The organism is Streptomyces sp. NPDC003248 (genome assembly GCF_055563235.1).
Genome location: NZ_JBVHDT010000001.1, coordinates 758,155 through 776,383, shown reverse-complemented (window position 1 = coordinate 776,383; position 18,229 = coordinate 758,155). Strand labels below are relative to the sequence as shown.

The window sequence follows — 18,229 nt, the reverse complement described above, 5'->3', positions numbered from 1 at the left end:
ATTGCGGTGTGCGCGGGGTGGCGACGGATGAGTGCGCGCCGCATACGATGAGCCGCATGGGTGACGTACTGGCCGGATTTCATGCCGCCTGGGAGTTCGAGTCCGACTCCGTCCTCATCCGCTACGAACGGGGCATGCGCACGCCCAAACTGTTCTCGGTGCTCGGGGAGCGCCGGATCCCCCTGGCGGCGATCGCCGGTGTGACGCTCGAACCGGGCAGGCGGGGGACCGTGGCGCTGCGGATCGAGCCGCGGGCCGGCGCCGATCCGCTGGCCGAGGCGGCGGCGGGGCAGCTGCCGGAGGCGAGCGACCCGTACCGGCTGGTACTGCCCGCCGAGCGGGAGACGCTCGCCGAGTACTACCGCGACGAGCTGCGGGCGCGGGTGACGGAGTCCGGGCCGGCGGAGCGGTTCCTGGTGGCCGCGCCCCCGGTCCCGCTGTCGTTCAAGGCGTACGACGCGAAGGCGTCCTTCGACGGGCGCACCGTGCGCTTCCGGTGGTCGTGGACGGGGGCGTCCTCGGCGAAGTGGAAGGCCGGCGACCAGAGCTTCCCGGTGTCCGGGCTGAGCGGGGTGGAGTGGCGCTCGCCGGAGGTCTTCGAGGGGCACCTGCGGCTGCTCCGGGGCGAGGACGCGCCCGGGCCGGCGGACCAGGACCCGGGGACCGTCGTGTTCGGGCTGGGGTACGGCTCGGTGCACGAGTCGTTGCCGTTCGCGGCGGCCGTGCTGGCGGCGGTCCGTTCGCGCGGGACGCCGGCGGCGGTCCCGGCGGCGGCCGTGCCGCGCCAGGACGGCCGCCGCCGGGACCCCGCGGACGTCGCCGACCGGATCCGGCACCTCGGGGAGCTGCACCGGGCCGGGCTGGTCACCGACGAGGAGTTCTCCGTGAAGAAGGCCGAGCTGCTGGCGGAGCTGTAGTCACTCGGGTCCCGTCACTCGGGTCCCGTCACTCGCGTCCCGCGGAGGTGAACGTCATGTCCGCGTAGCGGTCGCCCGCCACCTTCCCCGCGAGGGGCTCCAGCAGGGTCAGTTCCTCCTCCGTCAGCCGGATGCCCACGGCCGCCGCGTTCTCCTCCACGCGTCCCGGCCGGCGGGTGCCCGGTATCGGGACGACCGGGAGGCCGTGCACGTCGGCGCGGTGCTGGACCCAGGCCAGGGCGATCTGGGCCGGGGTCGCGCCGTGGGCCGCGGCCAGCGCGCGCAGCGGCTCCAGCAGGGCCGCGTTGGCGGCCGCGTTCTCGCCGGTGAAGCGGGGCTGCTGCCGGCGGAAGTCGTCGGGGGTCAGGTCCCGGTCGGCGTCGGCGAAGGACCCGGTGAGGAAGCCCCGGCCGAGCGGGGAGTACGGCACGAGGGCGACGCCCAGTTCACGGGCGGCCGGCACCACGCGGTCCTCGATGTCCCGGCTGAACAGCGACCACTCCGACTGCACGGCCGCGATCGGGTGGACCGCCTGCGCCGCGCGCAGTTCGGCGGCGGTGACCTCGCTCAGGCCGAGGTGCTTGACCTTGCCCTCGCGCACCAGCTCGGCCATCACGCCGACCGTCTCCTCGATCGGCACGTCCACATCGCGCCGGTGCATGTAGTAGAGGTCGATGACGTCGACGTCCAGGCGGCTCAGGCTCGCCTCGACGGCCTGGCGGACGTAGGGGCGGTCGTTGCGGATGACGCGCCGGGTCGGGTCGTCCGGCGGGATGGACAGGGCGAACTTGGTGGCGATGACCACCTCGTCGCGGTGCGCCCGGAAGAACGGGGCCAGGAAGCGCTCGTTCTCGCCGGCGCCGTACGCGTCCGCCGTGTCGTAGAGGGTGACGCCCAGCTCCAGCGCGCGCTCCAGGGCGGCCCGGGACTCCTCGGCGTCGGAGGGGCCGTAGGCGAAGCTCATGCCCATGCAGCCGAGGCCCTGGACGCCGACCGGCGGGCCGCCGTCGCCGAGCCGTACCGTCGGGATCCTGCTGTCGGTCATCGGGTCCTCTCCGCTTCGAAAGCCTGGACGCGCCGGGCGTCCGCATAGAACGTGATCTTCCGGTCGAGCACGGCGAGCGTGTCCTGGAGCTCGGCGATCCTGGCCTGGACGTCCCGCCGGGTCGCCTCCAGCAGCGCGTACCGCTCGCCGTACGTGGCGTCGCCCGCGCGGACCAGCTCGGCGTACCGGACCATGTCGGCGACCGGCATGCCGGTCAGCCGCAGCTTGCCGACGAGATCGAGCCAGTCCAGGTCGCGGTTGCTGTAGCGGCGCTGGCCGGTGTGCGAGCGGTCGACGTGGGCCATCAGCCCGATCCGCTCGTACCAGCGCAGCGTGTGCGCCGTCAGGCCGGTGAAGGCGACCACCTCGCTGATCGTGTAGCTGTCCTGCCCGTCGGGACGGGGATGCCGCGGTGGCGGGGCCGAGCAGACGTCTGCGGGGGTGGGGGCTTGCTCGGGGGTCACGGGCGTGGTCTGCAACACCGTCATGGACTCCACGCTATGACCTTGGAGCGCACTCCAAGCAAGCGAATACGGCACAAAGTCCGAAGGTAGGCTCATGGCCATGTCGCTGAAGAGCCTCGCGCTGATCGAGAACTGGCCGGTTCCCTCCGCCGCGGCGGGTGTCGTACGGGCCGACGGTACCGTCCTGGGCGTCCACGGCGCGGCCGGACGGCGCTTCCCGCTGGCCTCGGTCACCAAGCCGCTCGCCGCGTACGCCGCGCTCGTCGCGTACGAGGAGGGGGCCGTCGAGCTGGACGAACCGGCCGGGCCGGCCGGGGCGACGGTCCGTCACCTGCTCGCGCACACCTCGGGGCTCGCCTTCGACGAGCACCGCACGACGGCCCCGCCCGGGGAGCGGCGGCTGTACTCCAACGCCGGGTTCGAGCAGCTCGGGGACCACATCACGAAGGCGACGGACATCCCGTTCGCGGAGTACCTGCGGCAGGCCGTGCTGGAGCCGCTCGGCATGACGGCGACCTCCCTGGAGGGCTCCCCCGCCAAGGACGGGGTGTCCACGGTCGAGGACCTGCTGCGGTTCGCGGCGGAGGTGCAGGCGCCGCGGCTGCTCGACCCGCGCACGGTCGCCGAGGCGATGACCGTGCAGTACCCGGGCACCAAGGGCGTGCTGCCGGGGTACGGGCACCAGAACCCCAACGACTGGGGGCTCGGCTTCGAGATCCGGGACTCCAAGTCGCCGCACTGGACGGGGGCGTCGTCCTCGCCGCGGACGTTCGGGCACTTCGGGCAGTCCGGGACGTTCCTGTGGATCGACCCCGACGCCCGGATCGCCGCCGTCGCGCTGACGGACCGGGCGTTCGGGCCGTGGGCGGTCGAGGTGTGGCCCGCCTTCACGGACGCGGTCCTCGCGGAGGTCGAGGGCTCCGGCCCGGTACGTTGATCGGGCTCCGGCCCGGTACGTTGATCGTCTCGGCTACCCTCCCTCTGCACGGCATCCGTTCGGATCTCGGGGGAGAGCGATGGCAGGGGCACAACAGGACGCGCGGTTCCGTCCGTTGGAGAGCGGCGATCCGGCCGGTGTGGCGGCCTACCGCCTCGCGGCACGGCTCGGTTCGGGCGGCATGGGCACGGTGTACCTGTCGTACACGCCCGGCGGGCACCCCATCGCCCTCAAGACGATCCGGCCGGAGCTGAGCGAGGACCCCGAGTTCCGCCGCCGGTTCCGGCAGGAGGTCGCGGCCGCCCAGCGCGTGCAGGGCCTCTACACCGCGCCGGTCATCGACTACGACACCGAGGGCGACCGGCCCTGGCTGGCCGTCGCCTACGTGGCCGGCCCCTCGCTGGCCTCGGCCGTCGCCGAGCACGGGCCGCTGCCGGTGCCGTCGGTGCTGCTGCTGCTCGCGGGCATGGCCGAGGCGCTGTCGGTGATCCACGGCGCGGGCGTCGTCCACCGCGACCTCAAGCCGTCCAACGTGCTGCTCGCCTCCGACGGTCCGCGCGTCATCGACTTCGGCATCGCGCGGGCCGCCGACGCCACGGCGCTGACCGGCACCGGCGTCTCGGTCGGCACCCCGGCCTTCATGTCGCCGGAGCAGGCCTCCGGCAAGCCGGTCACCCCCGCCTCCGACGTGTTCGCGCTCGGCCAGGTCGCCGCGTTCGCGGCGCGCGGCACCGGCGCGTACGGGGACGGGCCCTCGCACGCGGTGCTGTACCGGATCGTCCACGAGGAACCCGACCTGACCGGGCTGCCCGAGCAGCTCGGCTTCATCGCGCGCTGCCTGGCCAAGGACCCGGCCGAGCGGCCCTCCCCCGCCGAGATCATCACCCTGTGCCAGGAGGCGTCGCCGACCCCGCTGCGCCAGTCCGGGTCGTGGCTGCCGGAGGCGATCGCCGCGGACATCACCCAGCGGGTGTCGGCGTCGGCCGCGCTGGCCGCCGCCCCGACAGCCGCTCCGGCCGCCCCCGCGCCAACGGCGCCGGTCACCCGGCCGGACGTGGCCGCGCCGCCGCCCCCGACCCACGCGGCCCCCACGGCGGCGGCCACGCACATCCCGCCGACACCCTCGTACGGGCCGCCCGTCCCCCCGCCCCAGCCGCAGGCCCCGTACCAGCCGCCGTTCCAGCCGCCGTTCCAGCCCCAGTACGGCGCGCCGGCCGGGCCCCGGCCGCCGTTCGTACAGCAGCCGGGCGTCCAGCAGCCTTTCGGCCGGCAACCCGGCTGGCGGCCACAGCCGGTTCCGCCGCCCCGGAACAACGCCGGGAAATGGATCGGCATCGGGGTCGCGGTCGTGGCCGGGCTGTTCTGGCTGGGCAGCTGCGCGTCGTTCATCAACAGTCTCGACGACTCGTCGGACGACTCCGGCAGCAGCTCGTCCTCCGGGGGCACGAGCGGCGACAGCTCCACGAGCGCCGAGCCGACCACGCCCGATCCCACACCGGTGACCTACAAGGGCATCAACATCCCCGAGGGCTACTACGTCCGGTTCGCGGACTCACCGCCGAAGCCGGTCGAGGCGTCCGACGGCAGCAGCCCCGTGTACGAGGAGGCGGCCGACCTCTACTACTACGACGCGGGCGGCTGGGACAGCAATCCCGCGCTGGGCAGCTACGGCGAGAAGGCCGTCCTGCTGAACAACGCGCAGAAGGGCTCGCTCGCCACCTGCCGGAGCGAGACCCGCTACACCCAGGAGGTCGAGCTCACCCAGCTCTCCAAGGGCTCCCAGATGTGCGTGCACACCCCCTCCGGCCACATCGCCCTCGTCACCTACCGGGGCACCGCCCCGGAGACCGACCCCAGCGACTACGTCTCCGTCGACATCACGGTCTGGCGCAACGCGGAGGAGCCCAGCGCGGAGGAGTGAGCGTGGCTCCCGGGGAGGACGTAAGTCCGTCGCCTGCGGGCCAGTTGCGTGATTCGCGCCACCACAGCGCGACGAAGCGATTACGCTCAGCCACCGATCGAGACGAACGCCGCGAGGCGTCGCAGGGCCGGAGGCACCGCAGTGGCCAACATCCAATCGCTCGACCCCAGCGCTTCCCCGCTCGACTACTACGGCTGGGAGCTGCGCCGCCAGCGCGAAGCGCACAGCCTCAGCCAGAGCCGGCTCGGCGAGATCATCTTCTGTACGGGCTCACTGGTGTGCCAGATCGAGACCACGAGGAAGATCCCCACCCGCGACTTCTCCGAGCGGGTGGACGCGGCACTCGGCACGGACGGGGTCTTCTCCCGGCTGATCGGCCTCGTGCTGCGCAGCCAGCTGCCCACCTGGTTCCAGCCGTACGCGGAGATGGAGGCGAAGGCGGCGTACATCTCCACGTACCAGGCGCAGTTGGTGTACGGGCTGTTGCAGACGGAGGAGTACGCGCGGGCCGTACTGGCCACCGGGATGCCGGACGATCTCGACGGGCTGGTCGCGGCCCGGGTCGAGCGTCAGCGCATCCTGGAGAGCGAACAGCCACCGCTGACCTGGACGATCCTCGACGAAGCCGTGCTGCACCGGCCGGTCGGCGGTCGCGAGGTCATGCGGAGGCAACTGGCCCGCTTGTTGGAGTTCGCGGGCCACCGGTGGGTGCGGATCCAGGTACTGCCGTTCGAGGCGGGTGAACACGCGAGCCTGGCCGGGTCGTTCAACTTCCTCCGGTTCGAAGGCGACCCCGATCTCGTCTACACGGAAGACGTCATCGCCGGTCATATGACCGCCAACCCTGAGACCATCAGGGAAGCCGCACGCCGTTACGCTCATCTCCAGGCCGCCGCCCTCTCCGTCGAGGCTTCGGCTGCATTGATCTCCCGTGTCATGGAGGAGCGTTATGGCGAACGACCCCGGCCTGAAGAGCGCGCGGTGGCGTAAGTCCAGCTACAGCGGAAACACGGGCGGCGACTGCGTCGAGGTGGCCGACGGCTTCCCCGGCGCCGTCCCCGTCCGCGACAGCAAGAACTCCACCGGGCCCGCGCTGCTCATCGGCCCGGACGCCTGGCGGGCCTTCGTGGGCGGGCTCCGCTAGGACGCGGGCGCCCGTCCGCTCACCCCGTCATCTCCCACACCAGCACCTCCGCCGGGCCCGCCTCCCCCGCCACCAGCTCCAGGTCCTTGCCGTCCGTGACGCGCACCGCGTCCCCCGGACCCAGCTCGTGCGGTCCGATCCGTACGGCGCCGCGCACCACGTGGACGTACACGCGCGCGGCGTCGGGCAGCGCGCCGCGCTCACCCGCCGCCGGGCGCCGCACGTGCAGCATGGCGCCCGCGCCGGGGACGGCGTACGGGGTGGAGTCGGCGATGCCGCGCACGACGTCGTAGGCGGGGTCGCCGCCGGGCTCCAGGGGGGCCAGCCACATCTGTACGAAGGTCAGGGGGCTCGGGCCGTCGTTGCGTTCGACGTGCCGGACGCCGGCCGCCGCGCTGAGCCGCTGCACGTCGCCGGGGCGGACGGTCGTCTCGTGCCCCTCGGAGTCCCGGTGGGTCAGCTCGCCCTCGACCACCCAGGTCACGATCTCGGTGTGGCTGTGCGGATGCTCGTCGAAACCGGCGCCGGGCGCCAGGCGCTCCTCGTTGCAGGCGATCAGCGCGCCGAAGCGGAGGTTGTCGGGGTCGTAGTGCGGGCCGAAGGAGAAGGCGTGACGGGTCTCGATCCCGGCCGCCGGGTCCCCGCCGCGGTAGCGCCCGTCGGCGCGGCGTACGTCCATCACGCCGACCACGGTAGACCCGCCGCCCGGCGCGCGGAGCCCCCACCCTCGACCCGGCCACGCGGGCGCGGGGGGCGATGAGGCAGTCTTGTCCCCGTGCCCGAACCCGAAGCCAGCCATCCAGAAGCCGCAGCGCACGGCGTCCATCCGCACTCCGCGACCCTGAAGCGGCTGGAGAAGTCCTCCGGCAGCCTCGCCGCCCAGGCGATCGCGCGGATGGACGAGACCCTGCCGTGGTACCGGGCGATGCCCCCGGAGAACCGTTCCTGGATCGGGCTGGTCGCCCAGGCGGGCATCGCCGCGTTCACCGAGTGGTTCCGGCGCCCCGACGCGCCGCAGGCCATCTCCACGGACGTCTTCGGCACGGCGCCGCGGGAGCTGACCCGGGCCATCACCCTGCGGCAGACCGTGGAGATGGTGCGGACGACCATCGAGGTCATGGAGTCCGCGATCGACGAGGTCGCCGCTCCCGGCGACGAGAACGTGCTGCGGGAGGCGCTCCTCGTCTACGCCCGGGAGATCGCCTTCGCCACCGCCCAGGTCTACGCCCAGGCCGCCGAGGCACGCGGTGCCTGGGACGCCCGGCTGGAGTCCCTCGTCGTCAACGCCGTCCTCAGCGGCGAGGCGGACGAGGGCGCCGTCAGCCGGGCCGCGGCGCTCGGCTGGAGCGCGCCGGACCATGTGTGCGTCGTCCTCGGGACCGCCCCGGACGGCGACTCCGAGCTGACGGTGGAGGCGATCCGCAGGGCCTCGCGCCACGCCAAGCTCCAGGTGCTGACCGGTGTGCTGGGCTCCCGGCTCGTCGTCATCGCGGGCGGCAGCGACAATCCGCTCGCCGTGGCCAAGTCGCTGATCGGGCCGTTCGCGGCCGGGCCGGTCGTCGCCGGGCCGGTCGTGCCCGACCTGCTGGCCGCGACCCGGTCCGCGCAGGCGGCCGCGGCCGGGCTGAAGGCGTGTTCGGCCTGGCAGGACGCGCCGCGGCCGGTCCTGGCGGACGACCTGCTTCCGGAGCGCGCCATCGCGGGGGACCCCAGCGCCCGCGAGCAGTTGGTGGAGGAGATCTACAGACCGCTGGAGGAGGCGGGCTCCGCGCTGCTGGAGACGCTCTCCGTCTATCTCGAACAGGCGTCCAGTCTGGAGGGGGCGGCCAGGATGCTCTTCGTCCACCCGAACACCGTGCGCTACCGGCTTCGACGTGTGACTGACGTCACCGGCTGGTCGCCGTCGGATGTACGCTCGGCGTTCACCTTGCGCATCGCGCTGATCCTGGGGCGTCTGGTCGATGGAGATCCCCAGACCTAGCGTTTTGTGGGGGCCCCACAAAACCCCCTGCCGTTCTTCGTCCTTGTCCCCACGGGCGGCCGTGGCCGCCCTCAAGAGAGAGTGTGAGAGTGCTCGTACTCGTCGCTCCCGGCCAGGGCGCCCAGACGCCCGGCTTCCTGACCCCCTGGCTCGAACTGCCCGGCGCCGCCGACCGCGTCGCCGCGTGGTCGGACGCCATCGGACTGGACCTCGCCCACTACGGCACGCAGGCCGACGCGGACGCCATCCGGGACACCGCGGTGGCGCAGCCGCTGCTCGTCGCCGCCGGGCTCCTGTCCGCCGCGGCACTCGGTGACGTCCGCCCGGACGCCGTGGCGGGCCACAGCGTCGGCGAGATCACCGCCGCCGCCTTCGCCGGTGTCCTCGACGACACCGCCGCGCTGGCCCTGGTCCGCACGCGGGGCAAGGCGATGGCCGAGGCGGCCGCCGTCACCGCGACCGGCATGTCGGCGCTGCTCGGCGGCGACCCCGAGGTCTCCGTGGCGCACCTGGAGAAGCTGGGCCTGACCCCGGCGAACGTCAACGGCGCCGGGCAGATCGTCGCCGCGGGCACGCTGGAGCAGCTCGCCGCGCTGAACGAGGACAAGCCCGAGGGCGTGCGCAAGGTCGTGCCGCTGAAGGTCGCCGGCGCCTTCCACACCCACCACATGGCGCCCGCCGTCGAGACGCTGGCCACCGCGGCCAAGGAGCTCGCGCCCGCCGACCCGACGGTCCCCTACGTCTCCAACAAGGACGGGCGGACCGTCGCCACCGGCGCCGAGGTCCTCGACCGGCTCGTCGGCCAGGTCGCCAACCCGGTCCGCTGGGACCTGTGCATGGAGACCTTCAAGGAGCTCGGCGTCACCGCGCTGATCGAGGTGTGCCCGGGCGGCACCCTCACCGGTCTGGCCAAGCGCGCCCTGCCCGGAGTACGAGTGTTCGCCTTGAAGACCCCCGACGATCTCGACGCGGCCCGCGAGGTCATCGCCGAGCACCGTGCCTGACAAGGAGTCGCCGATCATGTCGAAGATCAAGCCCAGCAAGGGCGCCCCGTACGCGCGCATCCTCGGCGTGGGCGGCTACCGGCCCACCCGTGTGGTGCCCAACGAGGTGATCCTCGAGACGATCGACTCGTCCGACGAGTGGATCCGCTCGCGCTCCGGCATCGAGACCCGGCACTGGGCGAACGACGAGGAGACCGTCGCCGCCATGTCGATCGAGGCGTCCGGCAAGGCGATCGCCGACGCGGGGGTCACGGCCGGGCAGATCGGCGCGGTGATCGTCTCGACCGTCTCGCACTTCAAGCAGACGCCGGCCGTCGCCACCGAGATCGCCGACAAGCTCGGTACGAACAAGGCCGCCGCCTTCGACATCTCGGCCGGCTGCGCGGGCTTCGGCTACGGCCTCACCCTCGCCAAGGGCATGATCGTCGAGGGGTCCGCCGAGTACGTGCTGGTCATCGGCGTGGAGCGGCTGTCGGACCTGACCGACCTGGAGGACCGCTCGACGGCCTTCCTGTTCGGCGACGGCGCGGGCGCGGTGGTGGTCGGCCCCGCCGAGGAGCCGGCGATCGGCCCGACGGTCTGGGGCTCCGAGGGCGACAAGTCGGAGACCATCAAGCAGACCGTGCCGTGGACGGACTACCGCTCCGGCGAGGTCGCCAGGTTCCCCGCGATCACCCAGGAGGGCCAGGCGGTCTTCCGCTGGGCCGTGTTCGAGATGGCGAAGGTGGCCCAGCAGGCGCTGGACGCGGCCGGCGTCACCTCGGCCGACCTGGACGTCTTCATCCCGCACCAGGCCAACGAGCGGATCATCGACTCGATGGTGAAGACTCTCAAGCTGCCGGAGTCCGTCACGGTCGCCCGTGACGTGCGCACCACCGGCAACACCTCGGCCGCCTCGATCCCGCTCGCGATGGAGCGGCTCCTGGCGACCGGCGAGGCGAAGAGCGGCGACACCGCGCTCGTCATCGGATTCGGGGCGGGTCTCGTGTACGCCGCGACGGTCGTTACCCTCCCCTAGGCACTCCGTGCCGGATCATGTGGTCCGGTGCGCGACATGCCCCGGCCCCGCCGCTGCCGCGGTGGGCGCCACACCCTCTGGAACAGCTACGAAGGAGCGCCGACATGGCCGCCACTGAGAAGGAGATCGTCGCCGGTCTCGCCGAGATCGTGAACGAGATCGCCGGGATCCCGGTCGAGGACGTCGAGCTGGACAAGTCCTTCACCGACGACCTGGACGTCGACTCCCTGTCCATGGTCGAGGTCGTCGTCGCCGCCGAGGAGCGCTTCGACGTCAAGATCCCGGACGAGGACGTCAAGAACCTCAAGACGGTCGGCGACGCGACCAACTACATCCTCACGCACCAGGGCTGAGTGACCTCTCGGCCCTCGGGCCGAATGGCCCCGCCACCCGGCGGTGGCGCCGCTGAATCCCGATCGTTGGAGAAAGAGTTCCCGTGAGCCCGACCAATCGCACCGTGGTCGTCACCGGTATCGGCGCAACCACACCGCTGGGTGGCGACGCAGCCTCTACCTGGGAGGGCCTGATCGCCGGCAAGTCCGGCGTCAAGCCCCTGGAGCAGGACTGGGCGGCCGACCAGGCCGTCAAGATCGCGGCCCCGGTCGCCGTGGAGCCCACCGAGGTCATCCCGCGCCCGCAGGCCCGCAAGCTGGACCGCTCCGCGCAGTTCGCGCTGATCGCGGCCCAGGAAGCGTGGAAGGACGCCGGTTTCGAGGGCAAGGCCGGCGAGGACTCGTCCGTCGACCCGGACCGGCTCGGCGCGGTCATCGCCTCCGGCATCGGCGGTGTGACGACCCTGCTGGACCAGTACGACGTGCTGAAGGAGAAGGGCGTCCGCCGCGTCTCCCCGCACACCGTCCCCATGCTGATGCCGAACAGCCCGTCCGCCAACGTGGGCCTGCTCGTGGGCGCCCGCGCGGGCGTGCACACGCCGGTCTCCGCGTGCGCCTCGGGCGCCGAGGCCATCGGCTACGCCATCGAGATGATCCGCACCGGCCGCGCCGACATCGTCGTCGCCGGAGGTACGGAGGCGGCGATCCACCCGCTGCCCATCGCCGCGTTCGGCAACATGATGGCGATGTCCAAGAACAACGACGACCCGCAGGGCGCCTCGCGTCCCTACGACACCGCCCGCGACGGCTTCGTCCTGGGCGAGGGCGCCGGTGTGATCGTCCTGGAGTCCGCCGAGCACGCCGCCGCGCGCGGGGCGCGGGTCTACGCGGAGGCGGTCGGCCAGGGCATCTCCGCCGACAGCCACGACATCGTGCAGCCGGAGCCGGAGGGCCGCGGCATCGCGCACGCCCTCCAGAACCTGCTGGAGCGCACCGACCTGGACCCGGCGGAGATCGTGCACGTCAACGCGCACGCGACGTCGACGCCGGCCGGTGACGTGGCCGAACTGAAGGCGCTGCGCAAGGTGTTCGGCGACGACACCGACCACATGGCGGTCTCCGCCACGAAGTCGATGACCGGTCACCTGCTGGGCGGTGCGGGCGGCGTGGAGTCCGTCGCGGCGATCCTCGCGCTGTACCACCGGCTGGCTCCGCCGACCATCAACGTGGAGAACCTCGACCCGGAGGCCGAGGCCGCCGCGGACATCGTCCGCGGCGAGGCCCGCAAGCTGCCCGTCGAGGGCCGTATCGCCGCCCTCAACGACTCGTTCGGCTTCGGCGGGCACAACGTGGTGCTGGCGTTCCGTACGGTCTGAGAAGCGCCTGTACGCGTGTGAAGGCCCCCACCCGGTCCGGGTGGGGGCCTTCGTGCCGAGCGGGGCCGGGCGACGGCGGACGACGGCGGGCGACGGCTCAGACGACCTGGTGGAGCCAGCGGACGGGCGCTCCCTCACCGGCGTACCGGAAGGGCTCCAGCTCGTCGTCCCAGGGCTTGCCGAGGAGCTTGGCGATCTCCGCCTCCAGGTCCGTCTCGTCGCGCTGGGAGCGCAGCAGGGCGGCGCGCAGCCGGTCCTCGGGGATGAGGATGTCGCCGTGGATGCCGGTGACGGCGTGGAAGATGCCGAGGTCGGGGGTGCAGCTGTAGCGCTCGCCCTCGGCCGTGGCGCAGGGCTCGGCGGTGACCTCGAAGCGCAGCAGGTGCCAGCCGCGCAGCGCGGAGGCGAGCTGGGAGGCGGTGCCCGCCCGGCCCTGCCAGGAGAACTCGGAGCGCCAGGTGCCGGGCGCGGCCGGCTGCCGGATCCAGTCGAGGTTGACGCGCGTGCCGAGCACCCCGGCGACGGCCCACTCGACGTGCGGGCACAGCGCGCGCGGCGCGGAGTGCACGTACAGAACTCCACGTGTCGTCACCGGGACCTCCGGGCAGAGCGGACAGGTGTGCAGGCCGGCATGGCGGCGGTGGCCGGGCAGCCACGTTGATGGCGAGGCTACCGTGCGGCGGCGCAAGGAGTGTGACGTACCGTCGGTCCCGGTGCCGCGAAACGCCCGCCATTCACCCGGCAGGACGCCTGTGCGGGAGCGTTCCGTTGCTTCTTGTGGGGCGGGCGGGGCGCGTCGCAGGGGCGGCGGGAACTCCCGGACGTTGTCATGGGTGGGGCCGGCCACCCATGTCGGCCGGGGACGCGCCGACGACCGAGGGGACGGCAGGGGATGCGGAAGCGAGGCCACCGCTCGCGGGCGGTCGCCGCCGTCGCGGCGGCCGCCGTGCTGGGCGGCGCGGCGGGCTGTGACGCCGGGGGCGGGGACGGCCCGGGGCCGTCGGCCTCGCGGGCGCGGGCCTCGCCGACACCGGTGTGGGACAGCAGCCCGGCCTCGCTCGCCGCGGTGGGCGATTCCATCACCCGTGGCTTCGACGCCTGCACGGTCCTGTCGGACTGCCCCGAGGTGTCCTGGGCGACCGGCGGCAGCGCCGAGGTGAACAGCCTGGCCGTCCGGCTGCTGGGGGCGGCGCGGGCGGCGACGCACAGCTGGAACTTCGCGGAGACCGGGTCGCGCATGGCGGACCTGCCGGACCAGATGACACGGGCCGCGGCGCGCAGGCCCGCGCTGGTGACGGTGATGGCCGGGGCGAACGACGCCTGCCGGGCGACCGCGGAGGCGATGACGCCGGTGGCCGACTTCCGCGCCCAGTTCCAGGAGGCGCTGCGCACGCTGCGCCGGGCGGCGCCGACGGCGCAGGTGTACGTGGCGAGCGTGCCGAACCTGAAGCGGCTGTGGTCGCAGGGGCGGACCAACGCGCTGGGCAAGCAGGTGTGGAAGCTGGGCATCTGCCCGTCGATGCTGGGCGACGCGGACGCGCTGGACTCCGCGGCGAACCTGCGCCGGGCGACGGTGCAGCAGCGGGTGGAGGACTACAACACGGTGCTGAGGGAGGTCTGCGCACAGGACCCGCGGTGCCGCTTCGACGGCGGCGCCGTGTACGAGTACCGCTTCGGCACGGACCAGTTGAGCCACTGGGACTGGTTCCACCCGAGCAAGAACGGCCAGGCCCGGCTGGCCGAGATCGCATACCGCCAGGTCACCGCCGCGGAGCGGGTGACTTAGAGTTTCCACCATGAGCGAACACTTCGGAACACTTTCCGACGGCACCCCGGTCCACCGCTGGACCCTGGAGCGGGCGGGCGTCCGGGTGCGGGTCCTGTCGTACGGCGGGATCGTGCAGTCGGTCGAGGTGCCGGACCGGGAGGGCCGGCCGGCGGACGTGGTGCTGGGGTTCGCGGACCTGGACGGCTACCTGGCGCACCCCGAGCCCTACCTCGGCGCCCTCGTCGGGCGGTACGCGAACCGGATCGCGCACGCCCGCTTCACGCTGGACGGGGTGACGTACCCGCTCGCGCCGAACAACGCGCCCAACTGCCTGCACGGCGGGGAGCGCGGCTTCGACAAGCGGGTGTGGGACGTGGAGCCGGTCGAGCACGGGCTGCGGCTGCGCCGGGTCAGTCCGGACGGTGAGGAGGGCTTCCCGGGGCGTCTGGAGGTCACCGCGACGTACACGCTCGACGCGTCGGGCGCGCTGGGCATCGCGTACGAGGCGGTCACCGACGCGCCGACCCCGGTGAACCTGACCAACCACAGCTACTTCAACCTCGCGGGCGCCGGGCACACGGGCGGGCACGAGCTGCGGCTGGCCGCCTCCCGGTACACGCCGGTCGACGCGGACCTGATCCCGACCGGGGTCGCGGAGGTGGCGGGCACCCGTTTCGACTTCCGTACGGCCCGCAAGACCGGCTCCGGCTACGACCACAACTTCGTGCTGGACAAGGGCGTCACCGAGACGCCGGTGGAGGTGGCCGAGCTGCACGACCCGGTGTCCGGGCGGGTGCTGACGGTGGCGACGACCGAACCGGGGATCCAGGTGTACACGGCGGACCACCTCGGGGAGCCGTTCGCGCCGGGCGACGGCATCGCGCTGGAGACCCAGCACTTCCCGGACTCCCCGAACCGGCCGGAGTTCCCGGCCACCGTGCTGCGGCCGGGGCGGGTGTACCGGTCGGAGACGGTGTACGGCTTCTCGGCGCGGTAGGACGACGCCGGGCCGCCGACGGCGGTGACCTCGGCGGCGGCTGCGGTGAAACGTACGAGCCCCGGCCCAGGGGTCAGGTCCCGGACCGGGGCTGCTTCAGGGGTGGTGAGAACCTCCGCGTCAGACGGTAATCGTCGCGGTGATCCTGCGGTCCGTGAGGGACCTACCCACCTGGATTTCGTACGAACCCTTCACAAAGAGCCACCGGTGGGCGTCCTCGTCCCAGACCTCGAAGGCGCGCCGCGGGAGGTCGACGACGGCCTCGGCGCTCTCGCCCGGTCCGGCCTCGACGCTCGCGAAGCCGGCCAGCACGCGGGCCGGGCGCTCCGGGGCCGGCTCCGTGTCCGTCGGGGCGAGGTAGACCTGGACGACCTCGCGGCCGGCCCGCTCGCCGGTGTTGCGGACGCGGATCTTCAGCGAGGTGCCGTCCGCCTCGACCGACTCGTAGGCCCAGTCGGTGTAGCCGAGGCCGTGGCCGAAGGGGTAGGCGGGGGTGCGGCCCTGCTTCTCCCAGGCCCGGTAGCCGATGGAGACGCCCTCGGTGTAGGGGAGTTCGCCGTTCTCGGGGGTGACCTGGGTGACGGGGGCGTCGGCGAGGGAGCCCCAGGTGGTGGGGAGGCGGCCGCCGGGCTCGTGGGCGCCGGTGAGGACGTCCGCGAGGGCCGCGCCGCCCTCCTGGCCGGGGAACCAGCTCAGCAGGACGGCGGCGACGTCCTCGCGCCACGGCAGTTCCACCGGGGAGCCGGAGTTGACGACCACGACCGTGTTCGGGTTGGCGGCGGCGACGGCCCGGACCAGGTCGTCCTGGCGGCCGGGCAGCCGCAGGTCGGTACGGTCGAAGCCCTCGGACTCGACGCGGTCGGTGGTGGCGACCACGACCACCGCCGTGTCGGCGGCGCGGGCCGCCTCGACGGCCTCGGCGATCAGTTCGTCCGCGTCGCGCTGCGGCTCCTGGTGGGCGAGGGCGAAGGCGACCACCTTCAGCGGGATGCCCTCGGGCAGTTCGAAGACGTAGGTGAGGGAGATCTCGGCGGTCTCCCCGGCGGTCAGGTCGACCTCGGCGCGGGGCACCGGGGCGCCGAAGAACGCCTCGAAGGGGTCGCTGACGTCGGCGGGCACCTGGGGGCCGTCGAAGTGCGTCGTTCCGGCGACGGTGAGGGTGAAGGCGCCGACGCCCTTGACGCCGAAGGTGTGCCGGCCGGTGGTGCGCGGGGTGAAGGTGCCGGTCAGTTCGACGGTGTGGAGGCGGTCGTGGGTGACGCCGTCGGGGAGGTCGTCGCCCATCCACTGGATCTGCCCGTTGGGCACGGAGCCGGTGCCGATCACCTCTCCGTCGGCGTCCCGGCAGACGGCGCGGAGGGTGAACCCCTTGTCGGCGACGGCGAGTTCGGTGGTGGGGTCGGCTCCGACGACGTAGGTGAGCGCACCCTCGGGCAGGGCGGCGGTGAGGCCGTCGAGCGGGGAGACGATGTGCGTCGGGAAGACGGTGGCGGAGCCGCCGCCCAGGACCCGGGCGTCGCGGGCGGCGGCGCCGATGAGGGCGACCGTGCCGGTCTTGAGGGGGAGCGCGCCGTTCTCGTTGCGGACGAGGACGAAGGAGCGGCGGGCGAGTTCACGGACGAGGGCCTCGCCGTCGACGGCGGCGGGCGGTTCGGCGACGGCGGGCTCGGCACCGGCGAGGGCGCCGACGCGGGCGGCCAGCCGCAGGACGCGGCGTACGGCGTCGTCGACCTGGGACTCGTCGAGCCGGCCGTCCCGTACGGCCTCGGCGAGGGCCTCGCCGTACACGGTCTGCGGGCCGGGCATGGCGACGTCGAGGCCGCCGCGGAGGGCGCCGACGGTGTCGCGGGCGGCCATCCAGTCGGAGACGTTGAAGCCGTCGAAGCCCCACTCGCCGCGCAGGACCTCGTTCACGAGGTGGTGGTGCTCGGTCATCGTGGTGCCGTTGACCGAGTTGTAGGCGGTCATGATGCCCCAGGGGTGGGCGTTCTCCACGATGGCCTCGAAGGGGGCCAGGTAGAGCTCGCGCAGGGCGCGTTCGCCGACCAGGTTGTTCACCGTGAAGCGGTCGGTCTCGGCGTCGTTGGCGACGAAGTGCTTGACGGTGGTGCCGACGCCGCCGGACTGGACGCCGCCGACGTATCCGGTGCCGATGCGGCCGGTGAGGTACGGGTCCTCGCTGTAGGTCTCGAAGTGGCGTCCGCCGAGCGGGGAGCGGTGCAGGTTGACCGTGGGGGCGAGCAGGACGTGGACGCCCTTGCGGCGGGCCTCCTGGGCCAGCAGCACACCGGCCCGGTGGGCGAGTGCGGGGTCCCAGGTGGCGGCCAGGGCGGTCGGCGAGGGCAGGGCGACGGACGGGTCGTCGGCGGTCCAGCGCACGCCCCGTACGCCGATCGGGCCGTCGGACATCACCAGGGACTCCAGGCCGATCTCGGGCAGGGCGGGCAGGGACCACATGTCCTGTCCGGCCAGCAGCCGGGTCTTGGCCTCCAGGTCGAGCTTGCCGAGGGCCGCCTCGACGACCGCCTCGTTGTCCGCCATCGCGGCGCCTCCTCGTTGAGTCGTGCAGTGCAGTGACTTGCAGTGCAGTGACTCCATCGTGCATCCATTGCCTGTGACGCGGTAGGTTTCGTCACCTTCCTGTTATCTCGGGGTGGGCCGGATGACGTACGGTGGCGCCATGAGTGGCCGGGTCAGGAGTGGGGAGCGGCGCGCCGAGATCGTACGGGCGGCCCTGGAGGTGATCGCCGAGCGCGGTTACCGGGGGGCGAGCCTGGCCGCGGTGGCCGAGCGGGTGGGACTGACCCAGCAGGGGCTGCTGCACCACTTCCCGACGAAGGACGCGCTGCTCGTCGCCGTACTGGAGGAGCGCGACCAGTGGGACGCGGTGCCGGACACCCGGTGGCGGGTCGACCTGCTGGTCTCGCTGGTCGAGTACAACGCGATGCGGCCCGGCATCGTCCAGACCTTCTCCGCGCTGCTCGGCGAGAGCGTCACCGAGGGGCACCCGGCCCGGCGGTACTTCACCGAGCGCTACACCGAGGTCCGGGCGACCATGGCGGCGGTGCTGCGCACCGAGTACGGCGACCGGCTGCCCAACGGCCTGACGCCGGAGCGGACCGCTCCCCTGCTGGTGGCGGTGATGGACGGGTTGCAGTTCCAGTGGCTGCTGGACCCGGAGTCGGTCGACATGCCGGGCGCGTTCAGGGACTTCCTGCGGCTGCTGGGCGAGGACCTGGACTGAGGGGCCGACGGGCTGCCCCCATGGCGGGGAGTGCTCCCGCCACGCGATACTTCCGCCGTCCCACGCGACGCGCACCGCAGC

The 18,229-nt window shown here is 73.0% G+C and carries 18 protein-coding genes; 13 read left to right on the top strand and 5 right to left on the bottom strand.

Annotated elements, in window-relative coordinates; translation table 11 throughout:
- Positions 1-47: 47 nt before the first annotated feature.
- Positions 48-917 carry a DUF4429 domain-containing protein gene (locus ACZ3KJ_RS03225; RefSeq protein WP_467524146.1) on the top strand — a complete coding sequence of 290 codons (870 nt, stop codon included), beginning with the start codon at positions 48-50 and terminating at the stop codon, positions 915-917.
- Between the two features lie 28 nt (positions 918-945).
- Here the strand turns inward: ACZ3KJ_RS03225 and ACZ3KJ_RS03220 are convergent, their stop codons facing one another.
- Positions 946-1,962, bottom strand: a complete 1,017-nt coding sequence (locus ACZ3KJ_RS03220) for an aldo/keto reductase (protein WP_467524145.1) — start codon at positions 1,960-1,962, stop codon at positions 946-948.
- Positions 1,959-2,450 carry a MerR family transcriptional regulator gene (locus ACZ3KJ_RS03215; protein WP_467524144.1) on the bottom strand — a complete coding sequence of 164 codons (492 nt, stop codon included), beginning with the start codon at positions 2,448-2,450 and terminating at the stop codon, positions 1,959-1,961. The genes ACZ3KJ_RS03220 and ACZ3KJ_RS03215 overlap by 4 nt, the downstream gene beginning before the upstream one ends.
- A gap of 76 nt (positions 2,451-2,526) precedes the next feature.
- Here ACZ3KJ_RS03215 and ACZ3KJ_RS03210 point away from each other — a divergent pair, with 76 nt between their 5' ends.
- The 4 genes from ACZ3KJ_RS03210 to ACZ3KJ_RS03195 all read left to right on the top strand — a co-directional run bounded on the left by ACZ3KJ_RS03210 (position 2,527) and on the right by ACZ3KJ_RS03195 (position 6,428).
- Positions 2,527-3,363, top strand: coding sequence for a serine hydrolase domain-containing protein (locus ACZ3KJ_RS03210; protein WP_467524143.1), 837 nt, complete (start codon positions 2,527-2,529; stop codon positions 3,361-3,363).
- 79 nt (positions 3,364-3,442) lie between these two features.
- Positions 3,443-5,284, top strand: a complete 1,842-nt coding sequence (locus ACZ3KJ_RS03205) for a serine/threonine-protein kinase (RefSeq protein ID WP_467524141.1) — start codon at positions 3,443-3,445, stop codon at positions 5,282-5,284.
- Between the two features lie 141 nt (positions 5,285-5,425).
- Positions 5,426-6,274, top strand: coding sequence for a helix-turn-helix domain-containing protein (locus tag ACZ3KJ_RS03200; protein ID WP_467524140.1), 849 nt, complete (start codon positions 5,426-5,428; stop codon positions 6,272-6,274).
- Positions 6,234-6,428 (top strand): DUF397 domain-containing protein, encoded by a 195-nt coding sequence (locus ACZ3KJ_RS03195; RefSeq protein ID WP_467524139.1) that lies wholly within the window; start codon positions 6,234-6,236, stop codon positions 6,426-6,428. The genes ACZ3KJ_RS03200 and ACZ3KJ_RS03195 overlap by 41 nt, the downstream gene beginning before the upstream one ends.
- A 19-nt stretch (positions 6,429-6,447) precedes the next feature.
- On the opposite strand, the gene ACZ3KJ_RS03190 is transcribed toward ACZ3KJ_RS03195, so the two are convergent.
- Entirely contained in the window at positions 6,448-7,107 is a 660-nt protein-coding gene (locus ACZ3KJ_RS03190) for a pirin family protein (RefSeq protein ID WP_467524798.1), read from the bottom strand.
- Between the two features lie 96 nt (positions 7,108-7,203).
- Here ACZ3KJ_RS03190 and ACZ3KJ_RS03185 point away from each other — a divergent pair, with 96 nt between their 5' ends.
- The 5 genes from ACZ3KJ_RS03185 to fabF all read left to right on the top strand — a co-directional run bounded on the left by ACZ3KJ_RS03185 (position 7,204) and on the right by fabF (position 12,139).
- The gene (locus tag ACZ3KJ_RS03185; protein ID WP_467524138.1) at positions 7,204-8,409 is read left to right on the top strand and encodes a PucR family transcriptional regulator; all 1,206 of its coding nucleotides are present in this window, start codon (positions 7,204-7,206) and stop codon (positions 8,407-8,409) included.
- 89 nt (positions 8,410-8,498) lie between these two features.
- The gene (locus ACZ3KJ_RS03180) at positions 8,499-9,413 is read left to right on the top strand and encodes an ACP S-malonyltransferase (RefSeq protein WP_467524137.1); all 915 of its coding nucleotides are present in this window, start codon (positions 8,499-8,501) and stop codon (positions 9,411-9,413) included.
- A 16-nt stretch (positions 9,414-9,429) separates the two neighbouring features.
- Positions 9,430-10,431, top strand: coding sequence for a beta-ketoacyl-ACP synthase 3 (locus tag ACZ3KJ_RS03175; protein ID WP_467524135.1), 1,002 nt, complete (start codon positions 9,430-9,432; stop codon positions 10,429-10,431).
- A gap of 104 nt (positions 10,432-10,535) precedes the next feature.
- On the top strand, positions 10,536-10,784 hold the full coding sequence (locus ACZ3KJ_RS03170; protein WP_385062198.1) for an acyl carrier protein: 249 nt from the start codon (positions 10,536-10,538) through the stop codon (positions 10,782-10,784).
- Between the two features lie 83 nt (positions 10,785-10,867).
- Positions 10,868-12,139 (top strand): beta-ketoacyl-ACP synthase II, encoded by a 1,272-nt coding sequence (gene fabF / locus ACZ3KJ_RS03165; RefSeq protein ID WP_389511953.1) that lies wholly within the window; start codon positions 10,868-10,870, stop codon positions 12,137-12,139.
- 97 nt (positions 12,140-12,236) lie between these two features.
- Here the strand turns inward: fabF and ACZ3KJ_RS03160 are convergent, their stop codons facing one another.
- Complete coding sequence (locus ACZ3KJ_RS03160) at positions 12,237-12,731, bottom strand: DUF3145 domain-containing protein (protein ID WP_467524132.1); 495 nt, start codon at positions 12,729-12,731, stop codon at positions 12,237-12,239.
- A 300-nt stretch (positions 12,732-13,031) separates the two neighbouring features.
- Between ACZ3KJ_RS03160 and ACZ3KJ_RS03155 the strand changes: the two genes are divergently transcribed.
- Both ACZ3KJ_RS03155 and ACZ3KJ_RS03150 read left to right on the top strand, forming a co-directional pair.
- Positions 13,032-13,925, top strand: coding sequence for an SGNH/GDSL hydrolase family protein (locus ACZ3KJ_RS03155; protein WP_467524131.1), 894 nt, complete (start codon positions 13,032-13,034; stop codon positions 13,923-13,925).
- A gap of 10 nt (positions 13,926-13,935) precedes the next feature.
- Positions 13,936-14,904, top strand: coding sequence for an aldose epimerase family protein (locus tag ACZ3KJ_RS03150; RefSeq protein ID WP_467524129.1), 969 nt, complete (start codon positions 13,936-13,938; stop codon positions 14,902-14,904).
- A 120-nt stretch (positions 14,905-15,024) separates the two neighbouring features.
- Here ACZ3KJ_RS03150 and ACZ3KJ_RS03145 read toward each other — a convergent pair whose 3' ends face one another.
- Positions 15,025-17,445 (bottom strand): beta-glucosidase, encoded by a 2,421-nt coding sequence (locus tag ACZ3KJ_RS03145; RefSeq protein ID WP_467524128.1) that lies wholly within the window; start codon positions 17,443-17,445, stop codon positions 15,025-15,027.
- 121 nt (positions 17,446-17,566) lie between these two features.
- On the opposite strand from ACZ3KJ_RS03145, the gene ACZ3KJ_RS03140 reads away from it, so the two are divergent.
- Positions 17,567-18,148, top strand: coding sequence for a TetR/AcrR family transcriptional regulator (locus tag ACZ3KJ_RS03140; protein WP_467524126.1), 582 nt, complete (start codon positions 17,567-17,569; stop codon positions 18,146-18,148).
- Positions 18,149-18,229: the final 81 nt, after the last annotated feature.